Source organism: uncultured Caulobacter sp. (assembly GCF_937900395.1).
Classification (GTDB): domain Bacteria; phylum Pseudomonadota; class Alphaproteobacteria; order Caulobacterales; family Caulobacteraceae; genus Caulobacter.
Genome location: NZ_CALCDX010000194.1, coordinates 24,285 through 48,370, shown reverse-complemented (window position 1 = coordinate 48,370; position 24,086 = coordinate 24,285). Strand labels below are relative to the sequence as shown.

General features: G+C 67.4%; 20 protein-coding genes, 3 tRNA genes and 1 pseudogene. 23 read left to right on the top strand and 1 reads right to left on the bottom strand.

Going from position 1 to position 24,086, the window contains the following annotated elements; translation table 11 throughout:
* Positions 1–437 precede the first annotated feature (437 nt).
* From Q0379_RS17155 to Q0379_RS17135, 5 genes and pseudogenes are all read left to right on the top strand, one after another.
* Positions 438–3,234 (top strand): annotated as a pseudogene (locus tag Q0379_RS17155) (TonB-dependent receptor).
* A gap of 137 nt (positions 3,235–3,371) precedes the next feature.
* Positions 3,372–5,699 carry an alpha-N-acetylglucosaminidase gene (locus Q0379_RS17150; protein WP_299014219.1) on the top strand — a complete coding sequence of 776 codons (2,328 nt, stop codon included), beginning with the start codon at positions 3,372–3,374 and terminating at the stop codon, positions 5,697–5,699.
* Positions 5,696–6,814 (top strand): acyltransferase family protein, encoded by a 1,119-nt coding sequence (locus Q0379_RS17145; protein ID WP_299014216.1) that lies wholly within the window; start codon positions 5,696–5,698, stop codon positions 6,812–6,814. Before Q0379_RS17150 ends, Q0379_RS17145 begins: the two co-directional genes overlap by 4 nt.
* An 8-nt stretch (positions 6,815–6,822) precedes the next feature.
* Positions 6,823–8,067 carry a histidine-type phosphatase gene (locus Q0379_RS17140; protein WP_299014214.1) on the top strand — a complete coding sequence of 415 codons (1,245 nt, stop codon included), beginning with the start codon at positions 6,823–6,825 and terminating at the stop codon, positions 8,065–8,067.
* A gap of 95 nt (positions 8,068–8,162) precedes the next feature.
* On the top strand, positions 8,163–10,688 hold the full coding sequence (locus Q0379_RS17135; protein ID WP_299014224.1) for a glycosyl hydrolase 115 family protein: 2,526 nt from the start codon (positions 8,163–8,165) through the stop codon (positions 10,686–10,688).
* 173 nt (positions 10,689–10,861) lie between these two features.
* On the opposite strand, the gene Q0379_RS17130 is transcribed toward Q0379_RS17135, so the two are convergent.
* A tRNA-Thr gene (locus Q0379_RS17130) sits at positions 10,862–10,936 on the bottom strand.
* Positions 10,937–11,026: 90 nt separating this feature from the next.
* On the opposite strand from Q0379_RS17130, the gene Q0379_RS17125 reads away from it, so the two are divergent.
* From Q0379_RS17125 to Q0379_RS17040, 18 genes are all read left to right on the top strand, one after another.
* Entirely contained in the window at positions 11,027–11,479 is a 453-nt protein-coding gene (locus tag Q0379_RS17125; RefSeq protein WP_299014222.1) for a hypothetical protein, read from the top strand.
* Positions 11,480–11,592: 113 nt separating this feature from the next.
* Entirely contained in the window at positions 11,593–12,882 is a 1,290-nt protein-coding gene (gene murA, locus Q0379_RS17120; protein WP_299014211.1) for a UDP-N-acetylglucosamine 1-carboxyvinyltransferase, read from the top strand.
* 3 nt (positions 12,883–12,885) lie between these two features.
* Positions 12,886–13,332: a DUF2948 family protein gene (locus Q0379_RS17115; RefSeq protein WP_299014208.1), complete on the top strand. Its 447-nt coding sequence runs from the start codon at positions 12,886–12,888 to the stop codon at positions 13,330–13,332.
* A gap of 66 nt (positions 13,333–13,398) precedes the next feature.
* Positions 13,399–14,673: a histidinol dehydrogenase gene (gene hisD, locus Q0379_RS17110; protein ID WP_299014205.1), complete on the top strand. Its 1,275-nt coding sequence runs from the start codon at positions 13,399–13,401 to the stop codon at positions 14,671–14,673.
* Between the two features lie 45 nt (positions 14,674–14,718).
* A complete protein-coding gene (locus tag Q0379_RS17105; protein WP_299014202.1) occupies positions 14,719–15,201 on the top strand; it encodes a UPF0262 family protein in 483 nt (160 codons plus the stop codon).
* Between the two features lie 5 nt (positions 15,202–15,206).
* The gene (locus Q0379_RS17100) at positions 15,207–15,665 is read left to right on the top strand and encodes a low molecular weight phosphatase family protein (RefSeq protein WP_299014199.1); all 459 of its coding nucleotides are present in this window, start codon (positions 15,207–15,209) and stop codon (positions 15,663–15,665) included.
* A 74-nt stretch (positions 15,666–15,739) separates the two neighbouring features.
* Positions 15,740–15,958, top strand: a complete 219-nt coding sequence (gene infA, locus Q0379_RS17095) for a translation initiation factor IF-1 (RefSeq protein WP_004617696.1) — start codon at positions 15,740–15,742, stop codon at positions 15,956–15,958.
* 7 nt (positions 15,959–15,965) lie between these two features.
* The gene (locus Q0379_RS17090) at positions 15,966–16,571 is read left to right on the top strand and encodes a Maf family nucleotide pyrophosphatase (protein ID WP_299014192.1); all 606 of its coding nucleotides are present in this window, start codon (positions 15,966–15,968) and stop codon (positions 16,569–16,571) included.
* Positions 16,568–17,614: a ribonuclease E/G gene (locus tag Q0379_RS17085; protein ID WP_299014190.1), complete on the top strand. Its 1,047-nt coding sequence runs from the start codon at positions 16,568–16,570 to the stop codon at positions 17,612–17,614. The genes Q0379_RS17090 and Q0379_RS17085 overlap by 4 nt, the downstream gene beginning before the upstream one ends.
* Positions 17,611–17,784, top strand: a complete 174-nt coding sequence (gene yacG, locus Q0379_RS17080; RefSeq protein WP_299014184.1) for a DNA gyrase inhibitor YacG — start codon at positions 17,611–17,613, stop codon at positions 17,782–17,784. The genes Q0379_RS17085 and yacG overlap by 4 nt, the downstream gene beginning before the upstream one ends.
* 99 nt (positions 17,785–17,883) lie before the next feature.
* Positions 17,884–17,959: transfer RNA gene (locus tag Q0379_RS17075), tRNA-Phe, on the top strand.
* Positions 17,960–18,529: 570 nt separating this feature from the next.
* On the top strand, positions 18,530–19,435 hold the full coding sequence (locus tag Q0379_RS17070) for a MotA/TolQ/ExbB proton channel family protein (RefSeq protein ID WP_299014182.1): 906 nt from the start codon (positions 18,530–18,532) through the stop codon (positions 19,433–19,435).
* A gap of 5 nt (positions 19,436–19,440) precedes the next feature.
* Entirely contained in the window at positions 19,441–19,875 is a 435-nt protein-coding gene (locus tag Q0379_RS17065; RefSeq protein ID WP_299014179.1) for a biopolymer transporter ExbD, read from the top strand.
* A 9-nt stretch (positions 19,876–19,884) separates the two neighbouring features.
* Entirely contained in the window at positions 19,885–20,616 is a 732-nt protein-coding gene (locus Q0379_RS17060; protein ID WP_299014176.1) for an energy transducer TonB, read from the top strand.
* Between the two features lie 129 nt (positions 20,617–20,745).
* Positions 20,746–20,822, top strand: a tRNA-His gene (locus Q0379_RS17055).
* 234 nt (positions 20,823–21,056) lie between these two features.
* A complete protein-coding gene (locus tag Q0379_RS17050) occupies positions 21,057–21,689 on the top strand; it encodes a YfiR family protein (RefSeq protein WP_299014173.1) in 633 nt (210 codons plus the stop codon).
* Positions 21,686–23,410 carry an ATP-binding protein gene (locus tag Q0379_RS17045; protein ID WP_299014170.1) on the top strand — a complete coding sequence of 575 codons (1,725 nt, stop codon included), beginning with the start codon at positions 21,686–21,688 and terminating at the stop codon, positions 23,408–23,410. The genes Q0379_RS17050 and Q0379_RS17045 overlap by 4 nt, the downstream gene beginning before the upstream one ends.
* 81 nt (positions 23,411–23,491) lie before the next feature.
* Entirely contained in the window at positions 23,492–24,031 is a 540-nt protein-coding gene (locus Q0379_RS17040; protein WP_299014167.1) for a hemerythrin domain-containing protein, read from the top strand.
* Positions 24,032–24,086 lie beyond the last annotated feature (55 nt).

The window sequence follows — 24,086 nt, the reverse complement described above, 5'->3', positions numbered from 1 at the left end:
CCAGCCGCCTGCGCCTCGTCCTCGACAACCCCGCCAAGCTCGACCAACCCGCCCTTGCCAACGCCGGCGCCCGAGGATGCGTCCAGCTCGCCGACAACCTCCTCCACGTCGTCATCGGCGGCCAGGCGCAAGCCATAGGGGAGGCGCTGCGAGCGAGGCTTTAGCAGGCCGCACGCGGGGCGGGAGTGGCCGAACGGCCTCTCGACCTGTGGCTGCCAAGGATTGAACACAACTGCCACATGGCCTTTTAAGAGGCATTATAATGGTATTGCCAAACCGTGTTCTCTTTAGGTCCTTGGTTTCAGTAAGTAGTTGATAAAAAAGAAAAACGGAGGAAATGCGCGGATGAATGTCTTTTAGCCCAGGCTCTTGCGGCGCCCAACGAACGGTCGTCCTGCAAAAGTGAGTAAAATAAACAGCTTAGACTTTGCGGCGTGTTGGCCGTCAGCTCTAGTGTCTATCCATGCGGGCCAAAAAAGGTACTTCAATGGTCTGCTTAACCATCAAGGCGCGCGGTCTTGCAGCCGTATCAGCGCCGGCAGTCAAACGGGGGATACAAAAATGATCGATCCGAAATCGAAGAACGCGGCCGCGCGCCGCAAGGCTTTCATGCTGGCCCTGCTGGGCGGCGCCTGCTTCGCCGACATGGCCATGGCCCAGACGGCGCCCGCCGCCGAGCCTGAAGCGGTCGACGAAGTCATCGTCACCGCGTTCCGCAAGAGCCTCGCCACCGCCCTGGAAGTGAAGCGCAAGGACGTCCGCGTCTCGGACGGCATCTCGTCGGAAGACATCGGCAAGTTCCCGTCGGAAAACATCGCCGAAGCCATCCAGCGCATTCCGGGCGTCCAGATCTCGAACATCAACGGCCGCGGCTCGACGATCAGCATCCGGGGCCTGGGCCCGCAGTACGCCCTGACCACCGTCAACGGCCAGGCGTTCAAGAGCTCGAACTTCACCGACGGCTTCCGCTACGATGTCATCCAGACGGAACTGGCCTCGGGCATCCAGGTCTATAAGTCGCCGACGGCCGACATGGACGCGGGCGGCCTGGCCGGCACCGTCAACATCGACACGGTTCATCCGTTCGACGTGAAGGGCCGTCAGATCATCATCGCCGGCAAGGCCCAGAAACAGGACCTGATCGGCGGCAACCCGACCGGCAAGTACGGCCTGACCTATGTCGACCACTTCCTGGACGGCAAGCTGGGCGTGTTCCTGGGCGGCGGCTATCAGGAGTTGAAGGACCGCGGCGACTATCTGTGGATGGACCGCTGGACCGTCAGCAACGGCACCTATACGCCGGCCCGCCTGCGCTATCGCCGCATCGACCGCGAGACCAAGCGCTCGATGCTGAACGGCGCCGTGCAGTTCAAGCCGACCAGCGACCTGCAGGTCGACGTGATCGCGACCTACGCCAAGGACAAGACCACGCAGGACCTGCACCAGCAGGTGTTCCTGCTGACGACTCCTTCGGCCTCGAACGTCGTGCCGGTCACGGTGACCAACGGCACCGCCACCAAGGTCCAGGTCAACAATTTCCGCCTCGAGAACAACCACCAGTTCGAGAACCGTCCGCAGTCGACGGGCGCCCTGACGACCAACATCCACTACACGGGCATCGAGAACTGGGACTTCAAGGCGACCGGCCACTACTCGCGCGGAAGCGCCAAGCATAACGAAGAGGCCGCGATCCTCGGCATCAACATCCCGAGCGCGACCATCGACATCAGCAACCCGAAGAACGTCGTCTTCACGACGTCGACGCCGCTGACCGACACGGCTCAGTACAACACCGCGACGCTGATCCGAAACACCTATCCGAACGGCGCCTACCGCTCGATCGACTCCTATGAGGACGCTGGCCAGTTCGACGCCAAGCGCTTCCTCGACTGGGGCTTCTTGGAGTCGATCCAGGCCGGCGCCAAGATCCGCCACGAGGTGCTGAAGCGCAACGTCATCCGTCGGGACGGCCAGAACACCATCCCGGCGTCCTACTCGCCGACGATGGCCGCCACCGGCCTGTCGATCACCAACTTCCTGGACGGCGAAGCCACCCTGCCGGCCGCCTGGGTGTCGCCGAACCTGCAAGCCTATCGCGACGCGCTGAAGGCCCAGGGCGTCTCGGTGTACGCCGCGTTCGACCCCTCGGGCAGCTTCCGCGTCGAGCGTGACCTGACCTCGTTCTACGCCATGGCCAACCTGAAGGGCGAAGTGCTGTCGAAGACCTTCCGCGGCAACGTGGGCGTTCGCAGCGAGAGCACCGACCAGACGGTGAAGGGCTATGTCGGCGGCGCGGCCAACCCGCTGAACACCGAAGTGAAGCTGGTGGCCGGCACCTACACGACCAAGAAGTCGTACGACAACATCCTGCCGTCGGCGAACTTCAGCCTGGACCTGACCGACAACCTGCTGCTGCGCTTCGCCGCCGCCAAGGTGCTGGTGCGTCCGATCATCGACTCCAACAACCAGCTGGCCACCACCCGCACGACCACCACGGACACGACGGGCAAGAAGGTCAACACGATCTCGATCGGTCAGGGCGACCTCGACCCGATGACCGCCAACCAGATCGACCTGACGCTGGAGTGGTACTACGGTCAGGGCAACGGTCTGTCGGCGGGCTACTTCTCGAAGAAGGTCAAGAACGGCGTCTACACCTCGGTCGTCTGCCCGACGTCGTATGAAGGCGTCACGCTGTCGAAGGACGCCACCGGCGTCTGCGTTTCGGGCGCTGGCGACACCTACTCGATCACCCAGAGCTTCAACGACGACCGCACGGTCGACATCCACGGCTACGAAGTGAACTGGCAACAGTCGTTCGACGCCTGGCTGCCGATCAAGGGCTTTGGCCTGATCACCAACTACACCCACGTGAATCCGGCCCAATCGGTCACCGGCTTCCGTCTGGCCAACCTGTCGGAGCACACCGCCAACGGCACGCTGTACTGGGAAAACCAGACCTTCAGCGCCCGCGTGTCGGCCAACTACCGCAGCGCCTATGACCAGACCTCGGTCGAGAGCTTCTTCGCCGGTCCTCTGGGCCACACGGTCAAGTCGAAAACCCAGTTCGACCTGAACCTGGGCTACAACTTCAACGAACATCTGAGCTTCGCCTTCGCGGCGATGAACATTACCAACGCGAAGGAGCAGTCCTACCTGGGCAACGCCAGCCGTTGGCAGGAGACCGCTGTGACGGGCCCCAGCTACTACCTGTCGTTCCAGTACAAGATGTAACGCGTTCGGCGCGGCGCTCTCTTCCTCCCCTGAGCGCCGTGTCCTTCCTGGCCCTGTCCGCGTCCGGATAGGGCCTTCCTCCTGGCGCCCGCCGTTTTCCTTCTCCTAGGCGGCGGGCGTCCTTTTCGTAGATCCTGATGCCGATGAAAGCCTCTCTGAACCGACGTCAGGCGCTGACCCTCGCGGCCGCCGCCGCCTTCGCCCAATCCGCCTCCGCCAAACCCGCCTTGGCGGCCCGCGCCGACCAGGGCGCCGCCGCCGCGCGCGCGAGCCTCAAGCGACTGTTTGGCCCCAGGCTCGCCGGCGTGAACCTGGCCTTGAAGCCGAGCGCCGGGCGCTCCTGGTATTCGGTCAGCGGCAAGGCCGGCCACCTCACCATTTCCGGCGACACGCCCGTGTCGCTCGTCCGCGGCGCCTACGCCTATCTGAACCAGGCCGGCCTAGCCCATGTCAGCTGGGAGGGCGATCGGATCGCCCAGGGCGGCGCCTTGCCCGCCGCCTCCGGCGCGCGCGTCGAGACGCCGTTCCGCCACCGCGCCTATCTGAACACCTGCACCTACGGCTACACGACCCCCTGGTGGGGCTGGACCCGCTGGACCCGCGAGATCGACTGGATGGCGGCGCATGGCGTCGACATGCCGCTGGCCATGGAGGGCCAGGAATATGTCTGGCGCGCCCTGTGGCGCGAGTTCGGCCTGACCGAGGCGGAACTGGCCGATTACTTCTCCGGCCCGGCTTTCACGCCCTGGCAGCGCATGGGCAATATCGAGGGCTATCGCGCCCCGCTGCCCACCAACTGGATCGACAAGAAGAAGGACCTGCAGGTCAAGATCCTCTCCCGCATGCGGTCGATGGGCATGACCCCGATCCTGCCGGCCTTCGGCGGCTATGTGCCCAAGGCCTTCGCCCAGAAGAACCCCAAGGCGCGCATCTATCGCATGCGGCCGTGGGAGGGCTTCCACGAGACCTACTGGCTGGATCCGGCCGACCCGCTGTTCGCCAAGATCGCCGGCCGGTTCCTGGCGCTCTATACGGAGACCTACGGGGCGGGGACCTACTATCTGGCGGACTCGTTCAACGAGATGCTGCCGCCGATCAACGCCGACGGCGCGGACGCCCGCGACGCGGCCTATGGCGACGGGACGGCCAACACCGCCGCGACCAAGACCAAGGTCGAGGTCGATCCGGCGCTGAAGGCCAAGCGCCTGGCCGCCTACGGCAAGGCCATCTACGACTCGATCCGCCAGGCGCGGCCCGACGCGGTCTGGGTGATGCAAGGCTGGCTGTTCGGCGCCGACAGCCACTTCTGGGACCCGGCGGCGATCTCGGCCTATCTGAGCCTGGTGCCCGACGACAAGCTGATGATCCTGGACATCGGCAACGACCGTTATCCCGCCGTCTGGAAAAACGCCAAGGCGTTTGGCGGCAAGCCGTGGATCTACGGCTACGTCCACAATTATGGCGGCAGCAATCCGGTCTATGGCGACCTCGACTACTACCGGCGGGACATTCCGGCGATCGCGGCCAATCCCGAGGCGGGCAAGCTGGCCGGTTTTGGCATGTTCCCCGAAGGCCTGCACAACAACTCGATCGTCTATGCGGCGACCTACGATCTGGCCTGGAACGCGGGGCAGGCGTCGCTGTCGGCGTGGCTCTCGACCTATGCCCGCGCGCGCTACGGCAAGACCTCGCCCGAGCTCGACGCGGCCCTGGGCCAGCTGGTCGAGGCGGCCTATTCGACGCGCTACTGGACGCCGCGCTGGTGGAAGAGCAAGGCCGGCGCCTATCTCTTCTTCAAGCGCCCCACGGCGACGATCGGCGAGTTCCCGCCGCATCCGGGCGACCGCGCCAAGCTGGAGGCGGCGGTGAAGGCCCTGACGGCGCTGGCCCCGGCCTATGCCAACGAACCGCTGTTCGTGCTCGACCTGACCGACGCCACCCGGCACCTGGCGACGATGAAGATCGACGACCTGCTGCAAGCCGCCGTCGACGCCTATCGCCGGGGCGACGGCGCCGCCGGCGATCAGGCGCGGGCCGAGATCGAGGCGCTGGCGCTGTCAATCGACAAGCTGCTGGGCGTTCAGCCCGAAACGCTCGCCACCTGGATCGACGACGCCCGCGCCTATGGCGACACGCCTGCCGACGCGGCCGCCTATGTCGCCAACGCCAAGGCCCAGGTCACCGTCTGGGGCGGGGAGGGGAACCTCAACGACTACGCTTCGAAGGCGTGGCAAGGCCTTTATCGCGGCTTCTACCTGCCGCGCTGGTCGATGTTCCTCGACGCGCTGAAGGCCGCCGGGACGGGGACCTTCGACGAGCCCGCCGCCGTGCGCGCCAGCATCGCCTGGGAGCGCGCCTGGGTGAACGCCGAGGTCGCCTATCGCCGCGAAAAACCCGCCGATCCGATCGGCGAGATAAGGACCCTGGTCGCACGGATCGGCCAGGGCGGGGAGAAGACCGCATGAGCAAGCCCGCCGCCCGTTTCCTGTCCCTGGACGTGTTCCGGGGCCTGACGGTCTGCCTGATGATCGTCGTCAACACCGCGGGTCCCGGCGCCAAGGCCTACACCCAGCTGGTGCATGCGCCTTGGTTCGGCTTCACGGCGGCGGACGCGGTGTTCCCGTCGTTCCTGTTCGCGGTCGGCTGTTCGATGGCCTTCGCCTTTTCGCGACCGATCCCGACCCAGGCGTTCATGGCCAAGGTGCTGCGGCGCGCGGCGCTGATCTTCCTGCTCGGCTTCCTGATGTACTGGTTCCCGTTCGTGAAGAAGGTCGACGGGCACTGGGCGCTGATCCCGTTCTCCGACACGCGGATCATGGGTGTGCTTCAGCGGATCGGCCTGGCCTATCTGCTGGCGGCCCTGGCCGTGCGCTGGCTGTCGCCGCGCCTGATCGTGGCGCTGTCGGCCGTGCTGCTGCTGGGCTATTGGGCGATCCTGATGACGCTCGGCGATCCGGCCGCGCCGCTGTCGAAGCTCGGCAACGCCGGCACGCATCTCGATCTCTTCCTGATCGGCCAGAACCACCTCTACCGCAAGGACGGCGGCTTCGACCCCGAAGGCCTGCTGGGTACGCTGCCTTCGACCGTCAACGCGCTGGCCGGCTATCTCGCCGCGCGGTTCCTGAAGGAGAACCCGGGCTTGAGCTCGGCCCTGACGCGGATGGCCGTCGCGGGCGCCGTCCTGATTCTGGCGGGCCTGGCCTGGAGCCCGCTGTTCCCGATCGCCAAGAAGCTCTGGACCGGCAGCTTCGTGCTGCTGACCGTCGGCATCGACCTCGTGCTGCTGGCCGCCCTGACCAAGCTGCTCGAGGGCAAGGCGCCCAACCGCGCGACCTACTTCTTTCAGGTCTTCGGCCTCAACCCGCTGGTGATCTACCTGTTCTCGGAGATCTTCGTGACCGTGCTGGGCATGATCGAGGTCGCGCCGGGCGTCGGGGTCTACAAGTGGATCGGCGTCAACATCTTCCAGGCCATGGTCCCGGGCGCGTTCGGCTCGCTGCTGTGCGCCATGGCCTACATGCTGGTCTGCTGGCTGCTGGGCTATGTCATGGATCGTCGCGGCATCGTCGTGAAGCTGTAGGAGCCGTCATGCGCCTGTCCCTTCGTATCGCCGCCGTCGCCATCGCCATGGCCTCGGCGACCTCCGCGTCGGCCGACACGCTCGAGAAGGTGGTGATCCTTAGCCGCCATGGCGTGCGGGCGGCGATGTCGTCGCCAGAGAAGCTGGAAGAGGCCTCGGCGCGTCCCTGGCCGCGCTTCGAGGTTCCGGCCGGCCACCTGACCGCGCGGGGCGAGACCCTGGTCGCGCGCATGGGCGACTACTATCGCCAGTATTACAGCGCCCAGGGTCTGTTGAAGGCCGGCGACTGCTCGGCGGTCTACGCCTGGGCCAACGTCACCCAGCGCACCATCGCCACGGGAAAGGCCTACGCCGCCGCGCTGGCGCCCGGCTGTCCGGTCGTCGTGAACACGGTGGGCGAAGGCAATATCGATCCGATGTTCGAGCCGGTGAAGGCGGGCGTCGCCAAGCCCGATCCGGCCCTGGCCCGCGCGGCTGTCGCCGGCCGTGTCGGCGGCGACCTGACCGCCTGGAGCGCCAGCCATCGCCAGGAGGCCGAGCAACTCGACGCGCTCCTGATGCAATGCGCCAAGGGCCCGTGTCCCGCCGCGCCGGGCAAACGCCGCGTACTCGACGCCAAGCCGGGCTTCGTCGACGGCGAGGAGCTGGCGGGGGTCTCCGGTCCCGAGGCCCTCGCGTCGGGCGTCACCGAGAGCCTGCTGATGGCCTGGGCCGACGGCCGCGACTTCGCCGGCCTGGGCTGGAAGGGCTTGGACGAGGAGGCCCTGACCCGCTCGTTCTTCCTGCACCAGGCCGAATTCGATCTTCGCCTACGCACACCCTATGTGGCGCGGATTCTGGCCGGTCACCTGGCCGATCGTCTGCTGGCCACCGTCGAGGGTGGTTCCGGCTCGATCGGCCCCGCCGACGCCAAGCTGGTGGTCATTTCCGGTCACGACGGCACCCTGGCCTCGCTGGGGGGGCTGCTGCGGATGGAGTGGACCCTGCCGGGCTATCAGCCCAACCAGATCCAGCCGGGCGCCGCGCTGGTGTTCGAGCGCTGGAAGCGCGACGACGGCGTGCGGGTGGTGCGCGTGCGCTTCACGGGCCAGAGCCTGTCGCAGCTGCGGAACATGACGCCGCTGGACGCCAAGACGCCGCCGCTTTCGGCGCCGGTCTTCGTCCAGGGCTGCGGCACGGCGACCCCGGCCTTCGACTGCCGGCTGGAGGATTTCGAGGCGGTCGTGCGAAGCGCGACGCGCGCGGACGGCTAGAGACACCGCCAAGGCGGCTTAAGGAACGTCGCCCAGCGAATGGGCGCGCAGGCGGCGCCTACGAGTCGCGAGTAGGGAGTTCGATGATGAAGTGGATGCACGTCGCGGCGGTCTGCGCTCTGGCCCTGGCCTCGTCGGCCGTTCCAACCCGTCAAGCCCTCGCGGCCAGCGCCTCCAGCCGCGCCATCGCCGAGACCGCGCCGATCTTCGCCGACACCGCCGTGCGTGGCGGCTTCCAGTTGGTGGGGGCGGGCCGAGTCCCGACCATCGTGGTCGATCCCGCCGACGCCGCCGTGGTTCGCCACGCCGCCGATGACCTCTCCGACGACATCCTGACCGTCACGGGCCAGCGCGCCACGGTCGCCGCCGCGCCCGCCGGCAGGACCGCGATCCTGGTCGGCACGTTGGGCCAGAGCAAGCTGATCGACCAGCTGGTCGCGGCCAAGCGCGTCGACGTCTCGCGGCTCAAGGGCGCCTGGGAGAGCTTCGTCATCGCGACCGTCGACCGTCCGGCCCCCGGCGTCGACAAGGCCCTGGTCGTGATCGGCAGCGACCGGCGGGGGACCGCGTTCGGCGTCTATGAAGTGGCCCAGGCCATGGGCGTCTCGCCCTGGGCCTGGTGGGCCGATGTCACGCCCAAGCGTCGCGAGGCCTTGTACGTGCGCGCCGGCGTCCATCGCTTTGGTCCGCCCTCGGTCCGCTATCGCGGGGTGTTCGTCAATGACGAGGACTGGGGCCTCTATCCGTGGGCGTTGAAGACCTTCGATCCCGAGCGCGCCGACATCGGGCCCAAGACCTATCGCAAGGTCTTCACCCTGCTGTTGCGCCTGAAGGCCAACACCCTGTGGCCAGCGATGCACCACACCACCGCGCCGTTCAATTCCGACCCCGCCAACGCCAAGCTGGCCGAGGAGTACGGCATCGTCATGGGCTCGTCCCACGCCGAGGCGATGCTGCGCAATAATGTCGGCGAGTGGAAGAACGACCCGGCCAAGTTCAACTACGCGACCAATCCCGACGGTGTGAAGGCCTATTGGGAAGAGCGCGCCAAGGCCAATGCGGGCTTCGAGAGCCTGTGGACCGTCGGCATGCGCGGCATCCACGACACCGGCATGGTCGGTCCCAAGACCATCGAGGAAAAGGTAGCCCTGCTGGACAAGATCATCGCCGACCAGCGCGAAATCCTCTCCAAGAACGTCAATGCGGACGTGGCGAAGATCCCGCAGATCTTCGTACCCTATAAGGAAGTGCTGGGGATCTACCGCGCGGGCCTGAAGGTCCCCGATGACGTGACCATCGTCTGGCCGGACGACAACTTCGGCTACATCCGCCAGTTCGCCAGCCCCGAGGAGGCCGCGCGCAAGGGCGGGGCGGGGGTCTATTATCACCTCTCGTACCTCGGCTATCCGCTGGCCTATCTGTGGCTCTCCACGACGCCGCCGGCCCTGGTGCAGGAAGAGATGATCCACGCCTGGGACAAGGGCGCGCGCAACGTCTGGATCGCCAATGTCGGCGACATCAAGCCGGCCGAGATCGGGACTAGCCACTTCCTGGAGATGGCCTGGGACATCGACCGCTGGCGCGGCAAGAGCCAGAAGCAGTTCCTGCAGGACTGGACGGCCCGCAACCTGGGCCCGAACCTCGCGGCCAAGACCGCCGACCTGATGGACCGCTACTACCGCCTGAACTTCGAGCGCCGTCCCGAGCATCTGGAATGGCAGCCCAAGGCGGAGAGCCGTCACCTGTCGAGCTATACGCCCGAAGAGGTCAACGCCCGCCTGAAGGCCTTCCGCGTCCTGGTCGAGGAGACCAAGACGACCGGCCAACAGGTCCCGCCCGAACTGGGCGACGCCTGGTTCGAGCTGGTGGAGTTCCCGATCCGCGTCTCGGCGGCCGCCAACATGCGGTTCTTCGCGGCCGAGCGGTATAACGAGCTGGTCGACGGCCAACAGGCCATGGCGCGTTCGGCGGGCGGCGCGGCGGTTGAGGCCCAGGCCGAGATCACCGCCCTGACGGATCGCTTCAACAACCAGATCGCCGGCGGCAAGTGGCGCTGGCTGATGCCGGAAGAGCCGGCCGACAGCCAGTGGCGCATCTATCGCGCCCGCTCGATCCCGCTGCCGGGCGCGGGGCTGACAGCGGATCCGGGCAAGTTCCTGAGCGTCGTCGACAACGCCGGTCCGGTCGGCGCCCTGACGACCGAGGCCGAGGCCTTCGCCGCCAACACCGGCTGGCGTCTGATCGAAGGCGTCGGGCGGGGGAAGGGGGTCATGATCGCCGACGCAGCGGGCGCCTCGCTGTCGTTCAAGGTCGACGTTCCCGCCTCAGGCCTCAGCCTTCAGCTGGGCGTGCTGCCGATCTTTCCCGACGGGCAGGGCGGCGACATCGCGTTGGATGTCAGCATCGACGGCGGCCCGGTCCAGCGCGTGTCCTGGCCCCGCGCCGTGGGCTCGCCGGCCTGGGCGCAGGGCGTCCTCGACAACCTGCTGAAGGCTTCGGTGGGGGGCGAACTTTCGCCGGGTCCGCACACGGTCCAGGTGGTCGCCCGGACGGGCCGTGTGGCGCTCGATCAGCTACGCCTGGCCGCGCCCGAGGACGTTCCGACGCACGAGAACCACTGACAAACGCCTATGCGCCGGCGGCCGCCATCCTGCGGTCGCCGGAAGCGCCCTCATGGCCGATCGACCCGCTGGACAGCATCCGCACGGGAAGACGCGCGTTCGCGCCTAAGGCGCTGCAATATCAAGACTGTCTGGGAAGTGGCGGGGACCCAAGTTCGTCACTTGGGTCCCCATGGTGCCGCCGGGCAGGATTGAACTGCCGACCTCAGCCTTACCAAGGATGCGCTCTACCACTGAGCTACGGCGGCGACGAGGAGGGGGCGTATAGCGAGGAGAATCGCGAACGCCAAGCCCAAAATCGTCTTGACCGAACAACTTTGTCGCCGCACCCCGACGATATGCCGATCAGCGACGACAAGACGACCCGCGAGGCCAAGCTCGCCGAAGCGCTCCGGACCAATCTGCGCAAGCGAAAAGCCGCGTCGCGCGGGGTTTCCGGCGATTTCGATCCCGCGATCGAAGCCGCGCGCGCCGCGCCGCAGCCGTATAACGCCGTTCGGAAGTTGCTGGGGATAAATCACCGCGACGGCTCCCGCGTCGAGCTGGTCGTCGAGCTTTCAGCGCCCTTCCCGAATCCGGACGGGGAGGGATGGGCCGTGGCGGTGCGGCTGACGGGCGACGGCGGCCAGTTCGACACCGACTTTGGCAAGGCCGCGTTCGGTCGCGACGGCCTGGCGGCGACCCGCAAGGCGATCGACCTTGCCCAGGTCGCGCTGGACCTCGCCAGCGTCACCCACGACCTGCGCTGGATCGAAGACGAGCGCCCCTACGACCTCTCCGCGCCGATCTAGGGGTTCAAATTTAGCCGGGGAGCCCTTGCAACCCCTCTTGCAACGGATAGAACCCGCCCCTCACATGTGAGCCGCGCCGGGCCACCCCCGCTTTGGCGCGTTCGAGGGACCTAATGGATCGCATCGCCATCACCGGCGGCGCGCAGCTGCACGGGACGATCCCGGTCAGCGGCGCCAAGAATTCCGCCATCAAGCTGATGGCGGCCAGCCTGCTCACCGACGAGCCGCTGCGCCTGACCAACATGCCGCGCCTGGCGGACACGCGCTTCCTGGGCAAGCTGCTGACGCGCCTGGGCGTCCAGGTCACCGAGAGCGACGGTCCTGACGGCCAGCAGACCCTTCTGCATGCGCCGGAGATCACCAGCGGCTTCGCGCCCTACGATCTGGTCCGCCAGATGCGCGCCTCGTTCAACGTGCTGGGCCCGCTGGTCGCCCGCTCGGGCCAGGCGAAGGTCTCGCTGCCGGGCGGCTGCACCATCGGCGCGCGTCCCGTCGATCTGCACCTACAGGCGCTGGAAGCCCTGGGCGCCAAGATCGACCTGCACGAAGGCTACGTCTACGCCCAGGCCCCGCGCGGCCTGAAGGGGGCCGAGATCACCTTCCCGATCGTCTCGGTCGGCGCGACCGAGCACGCGATGCTGGCGGCCGTCCTGGCCGATGGCGTCACCGTGATCCACAACGCCGCCTGCGAGCCGGAACTGGGCGACCTGCAGGACTGCCTGAACGCCATGGGCGCCAAAGTCGAGGGCGCCGGCACGCCGACCATCACGATCACCGGCGTCGCCCGCCTGAAGGGCGCGACCCACGCGGTGATCCCCGACCGCATCGAAATGGGCACCTACGCCGTCGCCGCCGCCATGGCGGGCGGGGAAGTCCGACTGACCAACGCCCGTCCGGGCTTGATCGACGCCCTGCTGGACAAGCTTAAGGAAGCCGGCGCCGGCGTCGAGCCCACCGCCGACGGCGTGATCATCCGTCGCAATGGTCATCGCCTGGACTCGGTCGATATCGAGACCGCGCCGTTCCCGGGCTTCGCGACCGACCTGCAAGCCCAGTTCATGGCGCTGATGACCACGGCCAAGGGCGAGAGCCGGATCCGCGAGACGATCTTCGAGAACCGCTTCATGCACGCTCCCGAGCTGATGCGTCTGGGCGCCGACATCTCGGTGTCGGGCGGCGAGGCTCGCGTGCGCGGCGTCGAGCGTCTGGAAGGCGCCGAGGTGATGGCCACCGACCTGCGTGCTTCGGTCAGCCTGGTGATCGCCGGCCTGGTGGCCCGCGGCGAGACGACCGTGTCGCGCATCTACCACCTCGATCGCGGCTTCGAGCGCCTCGAGGAGAAGCTGGGCGCCTGCGGGGCGCAGGTCCGTCGTATCAAGGGCGACGGCGAGCCGGAGCTCTAGCCGATGGCCGACAACGCCAAGCCGCTTCGCCTTCTCGCCCAAGACGCCGAGGATCTGTCTGTCCTGTCGGCCACTCTGCAGGACGCCGTCGCCAAGATCGGCGACATCCGCTGGGACGCCCAGGGCCGCACCCTGACGATCGCCTGCAACCGCTTTCGTTGGGAGACGCTGGGCAAGCGCGCCAAAGCGGGCGAGCGGGTGCGCTCGGCCCTGCAGTTCGGCGACGTCGCCGGCGTCCAGGCGCGCAACCTGCGCCGCGACGCCAAGGGCGCGGTGGTCGAGCTGCTGTCCATCGCCTTCGAGGCGGCCGAGGAGGCGCCGGCGGGTGTCGTCACCCTGACCTTCGCCGGGGGCGGCGACATGCGGGTGGTTGTCGACTGCCTGGACGTGGCGCTCGCGGACGTCTCGGATCCCTGGACCACGCCGCGGACGCCGGGGCACGCCGACTAGTCCGTCGCGACCCCATACGGCGAATTCCGACTTGCATACGGGCGCAAAAGCCGCATCTAGCAGCGCATGCGCCGCTTCTCTTTCTCCGCTCCCGATTTCCAGGCCGCCTTCAAGGCCTTCCTCGATGAACGCCGCGGTTCGCCGGCCGATGTCGACGCCGCCGCGCGTGACGTACTGGAGGCGGTCAAGGCGCATGGGATCGAGGCCGTCCTCGAGTTCAGCCGGAAGTTCGACAAGGTCGAGCTGACCGCCGAGACGATCCGCGTCACGGCCGATGAGATCGAGCAGGGCTGGGCCGACACGCCCGCCGAGGTGCGCGAGGCCATCGCCTTCGCCGCCGCCCGCATTCGCGCCTATCACAGCCGCCAGCGCCCGGCCGACCAGGCTTGGACCGACGAGGCTGGCGTCGAGCTCGGCTGGCGCTGGACGCCGCTGGAGGCCGTGGGCGTCTATGTGCCCGGCGGCCGCGCGGCCTATCCTTCCACCGTGCTGATGAACGCCGTGCCGGCCCAGGTGGCCGGCGTCGACCGCATCGCCATGGTCACGCCGCCCGGCAAGCTGCAGCCGGCCGTGCTGGCCGCCGCCAAGGAAGCCGGCGTCACCGAGATCTGGCGCGTCGGCGGGGCCCAGGCCGTCGCCGCCCTGGCCTATGGCGCGGGTCCGATCCAGCCAGTCGACAAGATCGTCGGCCCGGGCAACGCCTTCGTCACCGCCGCCAAGCGCCGCCTGTACGGGGTCGTCGGCATCGACGCCCTGGCGGGCCCGTCGGAGATCGTCGTGGTCGCCGACAACAAGAACAATCCCGACTGGATCGCCGCCGACCTGCTGAGCCAGGCCGAGCACGACCCGGCCGCCCAGTCGATCCTGATCACCGACGACGAGGCCTTCGCCGCCGCCGTGGAGCAGGCGGTCGCCGAGCGTCTCAAGACCTTGGCCACCGGCGAGGACGCCGCCGCCTCGTGGCGCGACCACGGCGCGGTCATCATCGCGCCGCTGGACGAGAGCCCGGCCCTGGTCGACGCCATCGCCCCCGAGCACGTCGAGTTCGCGCTGGACAACCCGGAGCGCCTTTCCGACCGCGTCCGCCACGCCGGCGCGATCTTCCTGGGCCGGGTGACGCCGGAGGCGATCGGCGACTACGTGGCGGGCTCCAACCACGTGCTGCCCACCAGCCGCGCGGCGCGCTTCCAGTCGGGTCTGTCGATCTACGATTTCATCAAGCGCACCTCGATCGTGAAGTGCGACGCCGCTTCGTTTGGGATCCTGGGGCCGCACACCGTGGCTCTCGCCAAGGCCGAAGGACTGCCCGCCCACGCCTTGTCCGCGGAAATCCGCCTTTAGGAGAGGTTGCCTTCGGCCGGCCGACGCGCGAACCTCCCGCGTCAGATGAGCACCGAAGACGACCACGCCCGCCAACGGATCCAGTCGATCGAGATCGACGAGCAGAGCCTCGCGGCTGGCTCGCGCGACCAGGAGCAGGAGCGCCAGGTCGCGATCTTCGATCTTCTGGACGGCAACTATTTCGAGCCCGCCGACGCGGCTGGCGGTCCCTACGATGTCAAGCTTTCGCTGGTCGAGAATCGCCTGGCGTTCGACATCGCGGGTCCCGGCTACGCGCGCCGGCACCTGCTGTCGCTGTCGCCGTTCCGGGGCGTGATCAAGGACTACTTCCTGATCTGCGACAGCTATTACGCCGCGATCCGCAATTCGACGCCACAGCAGATCGAGGCCTTGGACATGGGCCGGCGCGGCCTGCACAACGAAGGCTCGAACCTTCTTCGCGAGCGTCTGGACGGCAAGGTCAAGACCGACCTCGACACCGCCCGGCGGCTTTTCACCCTGATCTGCGCCCTGCACTGGCGGGGGTAGGGCGGGTGCCAGGTTCGCTCCCCGACGCGGTGCTGTTCGCCTGCAACTATAACCGCGTGCGCTCGCCGATGGCCGAGGGGCTGTTCAAGCGGTTCTATGGCAAGCGGGCTTTCGTCGATTCTTGCGGGCTGAAGGGCGATCCGACCGGCGAGGGGATCGACCCGTTCGTCGTGGCGGTCATGGACGAACTGGGCCTCGATGTTTCGGATCACAAGCCCAAGACCTTCGCCGAGCTGGAGGATGGCAGCTTCGACGTCGTGGTCTCGCTGACGCCCGAGGCGCAGCACCGGGCGGTGGAGCTGTCGCGCGACCGCGCCGTGGATATCGAATACTGGCCGACCCACGATCCCACCCTTGTGGACGGCTCGCGAGAGGCGCGGCTGGAGGCCTATCGCGAGGTTCGCGACGCGCTCGCCGACGCCATCAAGCAACGTTTCGGGGCGCCATCGACGTTTGGGGGGTAATTGCGTTATAGAGGCGCCTCGCCGCGAGGACCCTCGTCTTCGCGGCAATCCGATTCGTCCCTTTGAGAGGCCTGATGGCTAAGGAAGAACTGCTCGAGTTTCCCGGCACGGTCAGCGAATTGCTGCCCAACGCCACGTTCCGCGTGAAGCTGGAAAACGATCACGAGATCATCGCCCACACCGCCGGCAAGATGCGCAAGAACCGCATCCGCGTCCTGGCCGGCGACAAGGTCCTGGTCGAGATGACCCCCTACGACCTGACCAAGGGCCGTATCACCTACCGCTTCAAGTAAGACGCCGATGGCTCCGACGACGGCAGCCCAAGCGGCCGCCGGGCCGGCGCTGGTGCTGGCCAGCGCGAGCCCCCGGCGCCTCGACCTGCTGGCCCAGGTCGGCGTCACGCCCGACCGGGTCGATCCCGCCGACATCGACGAGACCCCGCTGCGCGACGAGACCCCGCGCCGCCACGCTCTGCGCCTGGCGATCGAGAAGGCGCGCGCCGTCGCCGCCCGCGCGCCGGACGACTTTGTCCTGGCCGCCGATACGGTCGTGGCCGTGGGGCGCCGCATCCTGCCCAAGGCCGAGACCGAGGCGGACGTGCTCTACTGCCTGAAGCTGCTGTCGGGACGAAACCACAAGGTGTTCACCGGCGTGGCCCTGGTCGCGCCGGACGGACGGCAGGCCTCGCGTCTGGTCGAGACCAAGGTCGGTTTCAAGCGCCTGTCCGACGCCGAGCGCGACGGCTACGTCGCCAGCGGCCAATGGAAGGGCAAGGCGGGCGGCTATGGCGTCCAAGGCCTGGCCGGCGGCTTCATCACCGACCTGCAAGGCTCCTATCCCAGCGTCGTCGGCTTGCCGCTGTACGAGACGCTGAACCTGCTTTCCGGTCTGGGCTACCGTCCATGAGTGAGCGCCGGGCTTATCTTTACAAGGGCGTCGGCGAAACGGTCGGGGTCGTCACCCTGGACGGTCGTCCCGAGCGCCTGTTCGTCTCTTGGCCCACCGATGATCCGCTGGACGCCGAGGGCGTGCGCGGCGTCGCCCGGGTCAAGACGATCGAGAAGACCTTCGCTTCGGCCTTCGTCGCCCTGCCGGGCGGCCAGGACGTGATTCTGCCGCTGCGGCCCGACATGCCCAAGCTGGTCGAGGGCGGCCTGGTTGAGATCGAGATCAAGACGGCTTCGCGCCAAGGCAAGGCGGCCGTGGCCCGCTTCGTGGCGGAAGGGCAGGGCGAGCCGCGCGTGCTGGCCGCCGCCCCGTCCGTCGAGGAGCGTCTCAGGCACTATGTGAAGGCTGGATCGCCAACGACGGGCGACAAGGCCCTGCAAGCCGTCGAGGAGGCCGAGACCGACGCCTTGGCGACGGTCTTCGCCCTTCCGGGCGGCGGCGACATCGCCGTCGAGCCGACTCGAGCCCTGACCGCCGTGGACGTGGATCTCGGCGCCCGCGAGGCCTCCGATTCGAAGCGAGCGGCGCGGCAGGCTAACATGGCCGCTCTCAGCGTGGCGGCGCGGGTTCTGCGTCTGAAGGGGCTGGGCGGAATCATCGTCTTCGACCTCGTCGGTCGCGGCCACGACGGCCAGGCCCTGACCACGGCGGCGCGCAACGCCTTCGCGGCGGACAATCCCGGAGTCGGCGTCGGGGCGATCAGCAAGTTCGGCACGTTGGAAATGATCGTGCCGCGCCGCGCGCCGCCGGTCCTGGATCGCCTGCTCACGGCGGCCGGCGCATCCAGTCCCCGCCACCAGGCCCGCCGTCTGGCGCGCGCCCTGGAGCGCGAGGGCAGGGCGCAGGGCGGCGCTCGCCTGGCGGCTCATTGTTCCCCCGCCGTCGCCGAAGCCTTCCAAGCCGAGCTCGACGCCGGAGTCGCCGAACGTCTGGGGCGGCGTTTCACCGTCGAATCCAGAACCAGTTGGCCCGACGACCGCATGGAGGTGTTCGCCACATGAGCACGGGATGCCCGATTTGCGGCAAGCCTGTCGAAAAGGCTTTCCGTCCCTTTTGCTCCAAGCGCTGCGCGGACGTCGACCTGCAGCGTTGGCTGAGCGATCGATACGTCGTTCCCGGCGGCGAGGACTCTGACGAAAATCCGTCCTCGGAAGTCATCAACAGGGAATGACAAAAGGGCGCTGGACTTCGCCGCGCGCCTTCTCTATAGACCCGGCTCCTCGCTTCGCGGCGAGGTCGCCGAAGCGGTTTCGACCCGCCAAGGTCCGATGCCTGGGTAGCTCAGTTGGTAGAGCAGCGGATTGAAAATCCGCGTGTCGCTGGTTCGATTCCGGCCCCAGGCACCACTCCCCTTCATTCCAGCATGATCCGCCGCCAGGTCGCTCTCGCGCCTGTGCTAAGCGTCACTTTTCCTTCATAACGGGGCGTGGGCTCCGGGGCGCGAGCCTTCATTTGCCAAGTCGGCAGGCGCCTTTCTTCATCGATCATTGTTTTGTTGCCTTGCTGCGGTGCAGCATCGCCAATCTTCTTGCCAGGGGAAAAACGCCCCGTTTTCCCGAAAAGCCCTTTGTGCGTCGCGGTAAATGGCGGGGCGCGCCGGCCTCTACGACGATTTTGTGCCCAAATGAGCCCCTTGACGGTGCGAAAAGGGGTTGCCAAAGGACCACAGCCGCAATTCTAACATTGCGGTAAGACCGGAGCCCCTTCACAGGGCCTCGGTCGCACGCGCTTCGAAACGATCCTTCTGGAGGCCTGGTCCTCGTGGGGGGCGTAACGGGTCGAGCGCAGCGAAGCGGGTCCGTCCCGAGGGGAGAGAAATCAACCCTAGGAACGGGCTATTCAGAGTTAGGGTGGAGACGCTCTCGCGCGACGACCCTCGGTCCAAACGTGCTAGACCAATCAGGAACTGGCGACAGATGCTCGACATTAAACGGAAGACCCCCCTCATCGCTCTCGTCGGCGCCGTTGCGCTGATGGCGAGCGCCCCGGCGTTCGCTCAAGACGCCAAGCCCGCCGATCCGGCCGCCGCCTCGGCTCCGGCCGACGCCGCCGCTGCTCCGGCCGACGCCGCCGCTGCTCCGGCTCCGGAAGCTGCTCCGGCTCCGGAAGCCGCCGCGGAAGGCGAAAAGAAGGCGCACTCGCTGACGCCCGTCGGCATGTTCCTCGCCGCCGGCGCCGTCGTTAAGGTCGTCATGATCGGCCTGCTGCTGGCCTCGGTCTTCTCGTGGGTGCTGCTGCTCACCAAGATTTTCGAGTTCGCCGGTCTGAACAAGCAATCGGACAAGTTCCTGGAAGCCTTCCGCGGCGCTCGCTCGATCGCCGACATCGCGCGCATCAGCTCGTCGGAAGAATTCGAAGGCAACCCGATGGCCGACATGGCCGCCGCCGCCTCGCAGGAAGTCGAACTGTCGCGTCAAGCTGGCCTGCAAGTCGCCGGCGAGCACCGTGACTCGACGCTGGCCCGCGCCACCTACGCCATCAACGCCGTCCAGTCCTCGCTGGCCAAGCGTCTGTCGGGCGGCATGGTGTTCCTGGCCTCGGTCGGTTCGGCCGGTCCGTTCATCGGTCTGTTCGGTACGGTTTACGGCATCATGACGTCGTTCATCGGCATCGCGAACACCAACACGACCAACCTCGCCGTCGTGGCGCCGGGTATCGCTGAAGCCCTGCTCGCCACCGGTATCGGCCTCTTCGCCGCTATCCCGGCCGTTATCTTCTACAACTACTTCCAGACCCGCATCTCGGGTTACGGCACCCGCTCGGAAGGTTTCGTTGCTGAACTGATGAACGCCATCTCGCGTCAGCTCGACAAGGGGGCGTAACACCCATGGCCGCCAAACTTTCAGGCGGTGGGGGCGACAGGTTCAACGTCGAACAGAACAGTGAGATCAACGTTACGCCCTTCGTGGACGTTATGCTGGTCCTTCTGATCATCTTCATGGTGGCTGCTCCGCTAGCCTCCGTGTCGATCGAGGTGAACCTGCCGTCGGCGGTGGCGAAGTCGTCGCCGCCTCCATCCAAGCCGGTTTACGTCACGATCAAGGAGTCGGGTCAGCTCTACCTTGGCGATAACGAGACCAGCATCGATGAGCTGGGCTTCGACATCACCAAGAGCATGGGCCGTCGCGATCCGACCAAGGAGCGCATCTTCATCCGGGCCGACGAAAAGGTTCGCTACGGGGCTTTCATGGAGGTGATGAACACCCTCCAGGATAATGGCTTCTACAGCGTGGCGCTCGTTGGACGGGATGATAGCCAGTAGGGGTGCTGCATGGCTGAACAACAAACGCCCGAGCATCGCCACTACGATCCGCTCACCTCGGAAGGTCCGCGTCGCAAGAAGGGTATGGGGCCGTTCGGCGTCGCCCTGATTGTGGTGCTCGGTCTGCACGGACTGCTCTTCGCGTACCTCGCGAAGCAGAAGTTCGAAGCGGTGTTCCAGGAGTATTCGGACGACGCGACGGTTGTGGAGCTGCCTCCGCCTCCGCCGCCGCCTCCGCCGCCTCCGCCGCCGCCGCCGCCGACCAACGAACCGCCGCCGCCTCCGGCCGTGGTCCAGCCGCGTCCCCCGGTGGCTCCGCCCCCGGACGTGACGCCGCCGCCGCCGCTGCCGATCCCGCCCGTTGAAAAGCGGGTCGAGACGACCGCTCCGCCGGTCATCTCGCAGGCTCCGCCGGTTCCGACGAACCCGCCGGCTCGCGCCTCGGTCGTGACCCGTCCGGATTGGGCCCGTAAGCCCAGCGCGGACGACATGGCCCGCTACTTCCCGGACCGCGCTCAGCGGATGGAAGTCAGCGGTAAGGCGACAATCTCGTGCACCGTCACGGCGAAGGGCACGCTGGAAGGCTGCTCGGTGGTCTCAGAGACCCCGGCGGACATGGGCTTCGGCGACGCGGCTCTGCGTCTGTCGCGCCTGTTCCGGATGAAGCCGAAGACCCTCGACGGCGCGCCCGTCGATGGTGGTCAGGTGACCGTCCCGCTGGTGTTCCAAGTCCCGCAATAGGGCCTGGATCCAGACGACGACCAAGAAACGCCCCGGAGTTTCCACTCCGGGGCGTTTTCCTGTTAAAATTGGCCGGATCGGCGCTTGATCCCCGGGGCCGATCCGACTAAAGACGACGCCTCGCGATGAGCCGGCTTAGCTCAGTTGGTTAGAGCGCTAGATTGTGGATCTAGAGGTCCTCGGTTCGAGCCCGAGAGCTGGTACCATCGCAAGCCTTTGAAAAGCCCGGGTTCGCCCGGGCTTTTTGCTTTTTCGGCCCATGGCGCGGCTTGGCCTCCAAAATGTCACGGGAATGAGATCGAACAGCTAGGCTTGGAGCTTGGCAGGTTCAGGCCGATCATTCGCGGTCGGTCTTGGCTCGGCCCGAACGGGATCGACGGTGAAGCCGTTCAGGCTTCGGGCTATCAAGTCGATCGGCGAAGCGCGGAGGGGACTGGCGCATGGTTTTGGGCGTTCCGCCCAGAGGCCCGCAGGCGATGCGGGGAGGGGCTTCGAAGCCGCGCCGGCTCTTCGCCGCGGCGGCGCTTCTCCTTTGCCTGCAGGGGGGCGTGGCGCTGGCTCAGGAGGTCCCGCGCGAGGCGCATGGCTGGCGCCACGCGCCTCATCGTGGCGGCTATATGGTGAAAGCCAGTCACCTGGTGAAGTTTCCGGCCTTCGTGGCTTGGCCCGATTCGGCGTTCGAGACGCCCTCCAGTCCCTTTCGGCTATGTATCGGGGGCGTGGATCCGTTTGGCCCGCTTATCGACCGCTTCGCCCACAATGCGCGCGTGGGCGACCACGAAATGACGGTGACGCGTCTGCCCTCGGTGGCCAAGGGCGCGGACTGCCATGTGCTGTTCGTGTCGCCATCACGAGGCCAGACGCCTCGTGAGATGATCGCGGCCGTGACTGGGCGCCCCGTGCTGACCGTCGCCGACGAAGGCATCGACGCGCCGGGCGCTATGATCCAGTTCGTCACGCTGGAGAGCCGGGTGCGCTTTGAGATTCGTGGCGAGGCCGCCCAGACGGAAGGGCTGGTGGTGAGCTCCAAACTGCTCTCTCTGTCCGTCACGCGCGGGATCGGCGAGCGATGAGCGAGGAAGCGAACGCTCCGCGCCGGCGATGGCGGCCGGCGCTGACCGTGTGGATGGCGGTGACCCTGGCCGTGGCCATCGTCGTCGCCGCCTTCGCCATGGCCGTCTACAATGAGCGCTTGGGCCAACAGGAGAAGCTCCGCCAGGCCGAGGTGCAGCTGCGCATTCTGGCCGGCAGCATGGCCGCGCCCTTGGCCTTCGACGATCGCTCGGCCGCCCGCGAATATGTCGGCGCCCAGAGTTCCAATCCCGACGTCGAGGCCGTGGGCGCCTATGACATGCAAGGCGCGCTCGCGGCCGGTTACACACGCGCCGGCGCGCCGCCGCCGGCGCGCAACGTGCTGGGGGCGCCGCGGATCGAGGGGGCGAGGCTTGTGCTGACGGCGCCGGTGACCGAGGGCGACACCGTGCTGGGATCGGTCTACCTGCGCACGGTGCTGGAATCGCCCACGCGCCGGCTGATGCGCTACGCCGGCTTCGCCCTGCTGATCATCATGGCCGCGCTGCTGGTCGCCGTCCTGGGCGCCGCCGGTGCTCGCGAGGCCGAGGCCTATCGCAAGCTCAAGGCCGAGATCCGCGAGCGCGAGAAAGCCGAGGACGCGCTGCGCCAGTCGCAGAAGATGGAGGCCATGGGCCAGCTGACCGGCGGCGTGGCGCATGACTTCAACAATCTTTTGATGGTCGCCTCCAGCGGTCTGGATCTGCTGGAGCGGACGTCCGATCCGGCGCGCCGGGAGCGGCTGCGCGACGGCATTCGCCAGGCGATCGATCGCGGGGCCAGCCTGACCCAGCAGTTGTTGGCCTTCTCGCGTCGCTCGCCTTTGAAGCCCGAGGTCATCGACATCGGCCAACGGCTCTCCGGCATGCTGGCGATCCTGGACCGCTCGCTGCGCGAGGACGTCACGGTGCGGATGCAGCTGCCGCCAGACCTGTGGCGGGTTGAGGTCGACGCCTCGCAGATGGAGGTGGCGGTGCTGAACATCGCCATCAACGCGCGCGACGCCATGCCCGACGGGGGCACGATCACCATCGAGGCCCGCAACGAGCCTTCGGGGCGTCCGGACGGCGCGGGCGACATGGTCCGCCTGTCGATCCGCGACACCGGCGTCGGCGTCGCGCCAGACATGATCAGCCGTCTGTTCGAGCCCTTCTTCACCACCAAGGCGGTCGGCAAGGGTACGGGGCTGGGCCTGTCACAGGTCTACGGCTTCGCCCGCGCCTCGGGCGGCGAGGTGGGCGTGGACAGCGTGCTGGGCGAAGGCACGACGATCTGGCTGCGCATCCCGCGCTCGACGAAGGCGCTGCTGACGCCCGAGCTGTTGGCGATCCGCCCGCCGCCCGCCGACAGCGACCGCCAACGCGTGCTCCTGGTCGAGGACGACGACAGCGTGGCGCACCTGGTCGAGGAGATGCTCCGCGAGCTGGGCTATGAGGTGAAGCGGGTGGCGGATGGAAGCAGCGCCCTGGACGCGTTGCGCGTCGATCCGCGCTTCCAGCTGGTCTTCAGCGACATGGTCATGCCCGGCGACATCGGCGGACTCGATCTGGCGCGCGACATTTCCCGGCTGCGGCCCGATCTGCCGGTCCTGCTGACGACCGGCTACAGCGCCGCCGCGGCCGCCGCCAGCAAGGAGGGGCGGCGGGTGCTGGTCAAGCCGTACCGCATCGAGGCGCTGGCCGCGGAGCTGGACGCCGTGCTCGCCCGCGCGCCGGGCGGCTAGGCCACCGTCCGCTCGTCTCTTCGGAACGACAAACGGCGCCTGAGTGTTGGTTGGCGGTCGGGGATATCGAGGGAGAATTCCATGGCTGCCGCCACCAAGAGCTCGTCCACCAAAGCCAAGACCGCCAAGCCCCGCAAGGCGACCCGTCGCACCGGCCGCCGCGATCCGCTGGCCATTCGCCTGCTGAAGCAGGACCACCGCGAGGTGGAGAAGATGTTCGATGAGTACGAACAGCTTGAGAGCGACAGCGAGAAGCTGGCGCTGTTCAACCAGATCGCCCTGGCCCTGAAGGTCCACACCCAGATCGAGGAAGAGATTCTCTATCCGGAGAGCCGTGGCGAGGTCGAGGACGACCTGATCGACGAGGCCTATGTCGAGCACGACGGCGCCAAGAAGCTGATCGCCGAGATCGAGGCGATGAAGCCGGGCCAGGAATTCTACGACGCGAAGGTCAAGGTGCTGGGCGAGTACATCAAGCACCACGTCAAGGAAGAGGAGCAGCCCGGCGGCTTCTTCGCCCAGGCCAAGAAGGGCGACGAAGACCTCGAGGCCATCGGCGAGCGCATGAAGGCGCGCAAGGAAGAGCTGATGGCCAAGATGGGCGGCGCCAAGGTGAACTGAGGTCGGGCGGATGTTCCTCCCCCGCGCGCGGGGGAGGTGGCCCAGAGGGCCGGAG

Bases quoted from the DNA above. Each gene is read 5' to 3' on its own strand.
- Q0379_RS17150 (WP_299014219.1), top strand. From the start codon at position 3,372: ATGCCGATGAAAGCCTCTCTGAACCGACGTCAGGCGCTGACCCTCGCG.
- Q0379_RS17145 (WP_299014216.1), top strand. From the start codon at position 5,696: ATGAGCAAGCCCGCCGCCCGTTTCCTGTCCCTGGACGTGTTCCGGGGC.
- Q0379_RS17140 (WP_299014214.1), top strand. From the start codon at position 6,823: ATGCGCCTGTCCCTTCGTATCGCCGCCGTCGCCATCGCCATGGCCTCG.
- Q0379_RS17135 (WP_299014224.1), top strand. From the start codon at position 8,163: ATGCACGTCGCGGCGGTCTGCGCTCTGGCCCTGGCCTCGTCGGCCGTT.
- Q0379_RS17125 (WP_299014222.1), top strand. From the start codon at position 11,027: ATGCCGATCAGCGACGACAAGACGACCCGCGAGGCCAAGCTCGCCGAA.
- murA (WP_299014211.1), top strand. From the start codon at position 11,593: ATGGATCGCATCGCCATCACCGGCGGCGCGCAGCTGCACGGGACGATC.
- Q0379_RS17115 (WP_299014208.1), top strand. From the start codon at position 12,886: ATGGCCGACAACGCCAAGCCGCTTCGCCTTCTCGCCCAAGACGCCGAG.
- hisD (WP_299014205.1), top strand. From the start codon at position 13,399: ATGCGCCGCTTCTCTTTCTCCGCTCCCGATTTCCAGGCCGCCTTCAAG.
- Q0379_RS17105 (WP_299014202.1), top strand. From the start codon at position 14,719: ATGAGCACCGAAGACGACCACGCCCGCCAACGGATCCAGTCGATCGAG.
- infA (WP_004617696.1), top strand. From the start codon at position 15,740: ATGGCTAAGGAAGAACTGCTCGAGTTTCCCGGCACGGTCAGCGAATTG.
- Q0379_RS17090 (WP_299014192.1), top strand. From the start codon at position 15,966: ATGGCTCCGACGACGGCAGCCCAAGCGGCCGCCGGGCCGGCGCTGGTG.
- Q0379_RS17085 (WP_299014190.1), top strand. From the start codon at position 16,568: ATGAGTGAGCGCCGGGCTTATCTTTACAAGGGCGTCGGCGAAACGGTC.
- yacG (WP_299014184.1), top strand. From the start codon at position 17,611: ATGAGCACGGGATGCCCGATTTGCGGCAAGCCTGTCGAAAAGGCTTTC.
- Q0379_RS17070 (WP_299014182.1), top strand. From the start codon at position 18,530: ATGCTCGACATTAAACGGAAGACCCCCCTCATCGCTCTCGTCGGCGCC.
- Q0379_RS17065 (WP_299014179.1), top strand. From the start codon at position 19,441: ATGGCCGCCAAACTTTCAGGCGGTGGGGGCGACAGGTTCAACGTCGAA.
- Q0379_RS17060 (WP_299014176.1), top strand. From the start codon at position 19,885: ATGGCTGAACAACAAACGCCCGAGCATCGCCACTACGATCCGCTCACC.
- Q0379_RS17050 (WP_299014173.1), top strand. From the start codon at position 21,057: ATGGTTTTGGGCGTTCCGCCCAGAGGCCCGCAGGCGATGCGGGGAGGG.
- Q0379_RS17045 (WP_299014170.1), top strand. From the start codon at position 21,686: ATGAGCGAGGAAGCGAACGCTCCGCGCCGGCGATGGCGGCCGGCGCTG.
- Q0379_RS17040 (WP_299014167.1), top strand. From the start codon at position 23,492: ATGGCTGCCGCCACCAAGAGCTCGTCCACCAAAGCCAAGACCGCCAAG.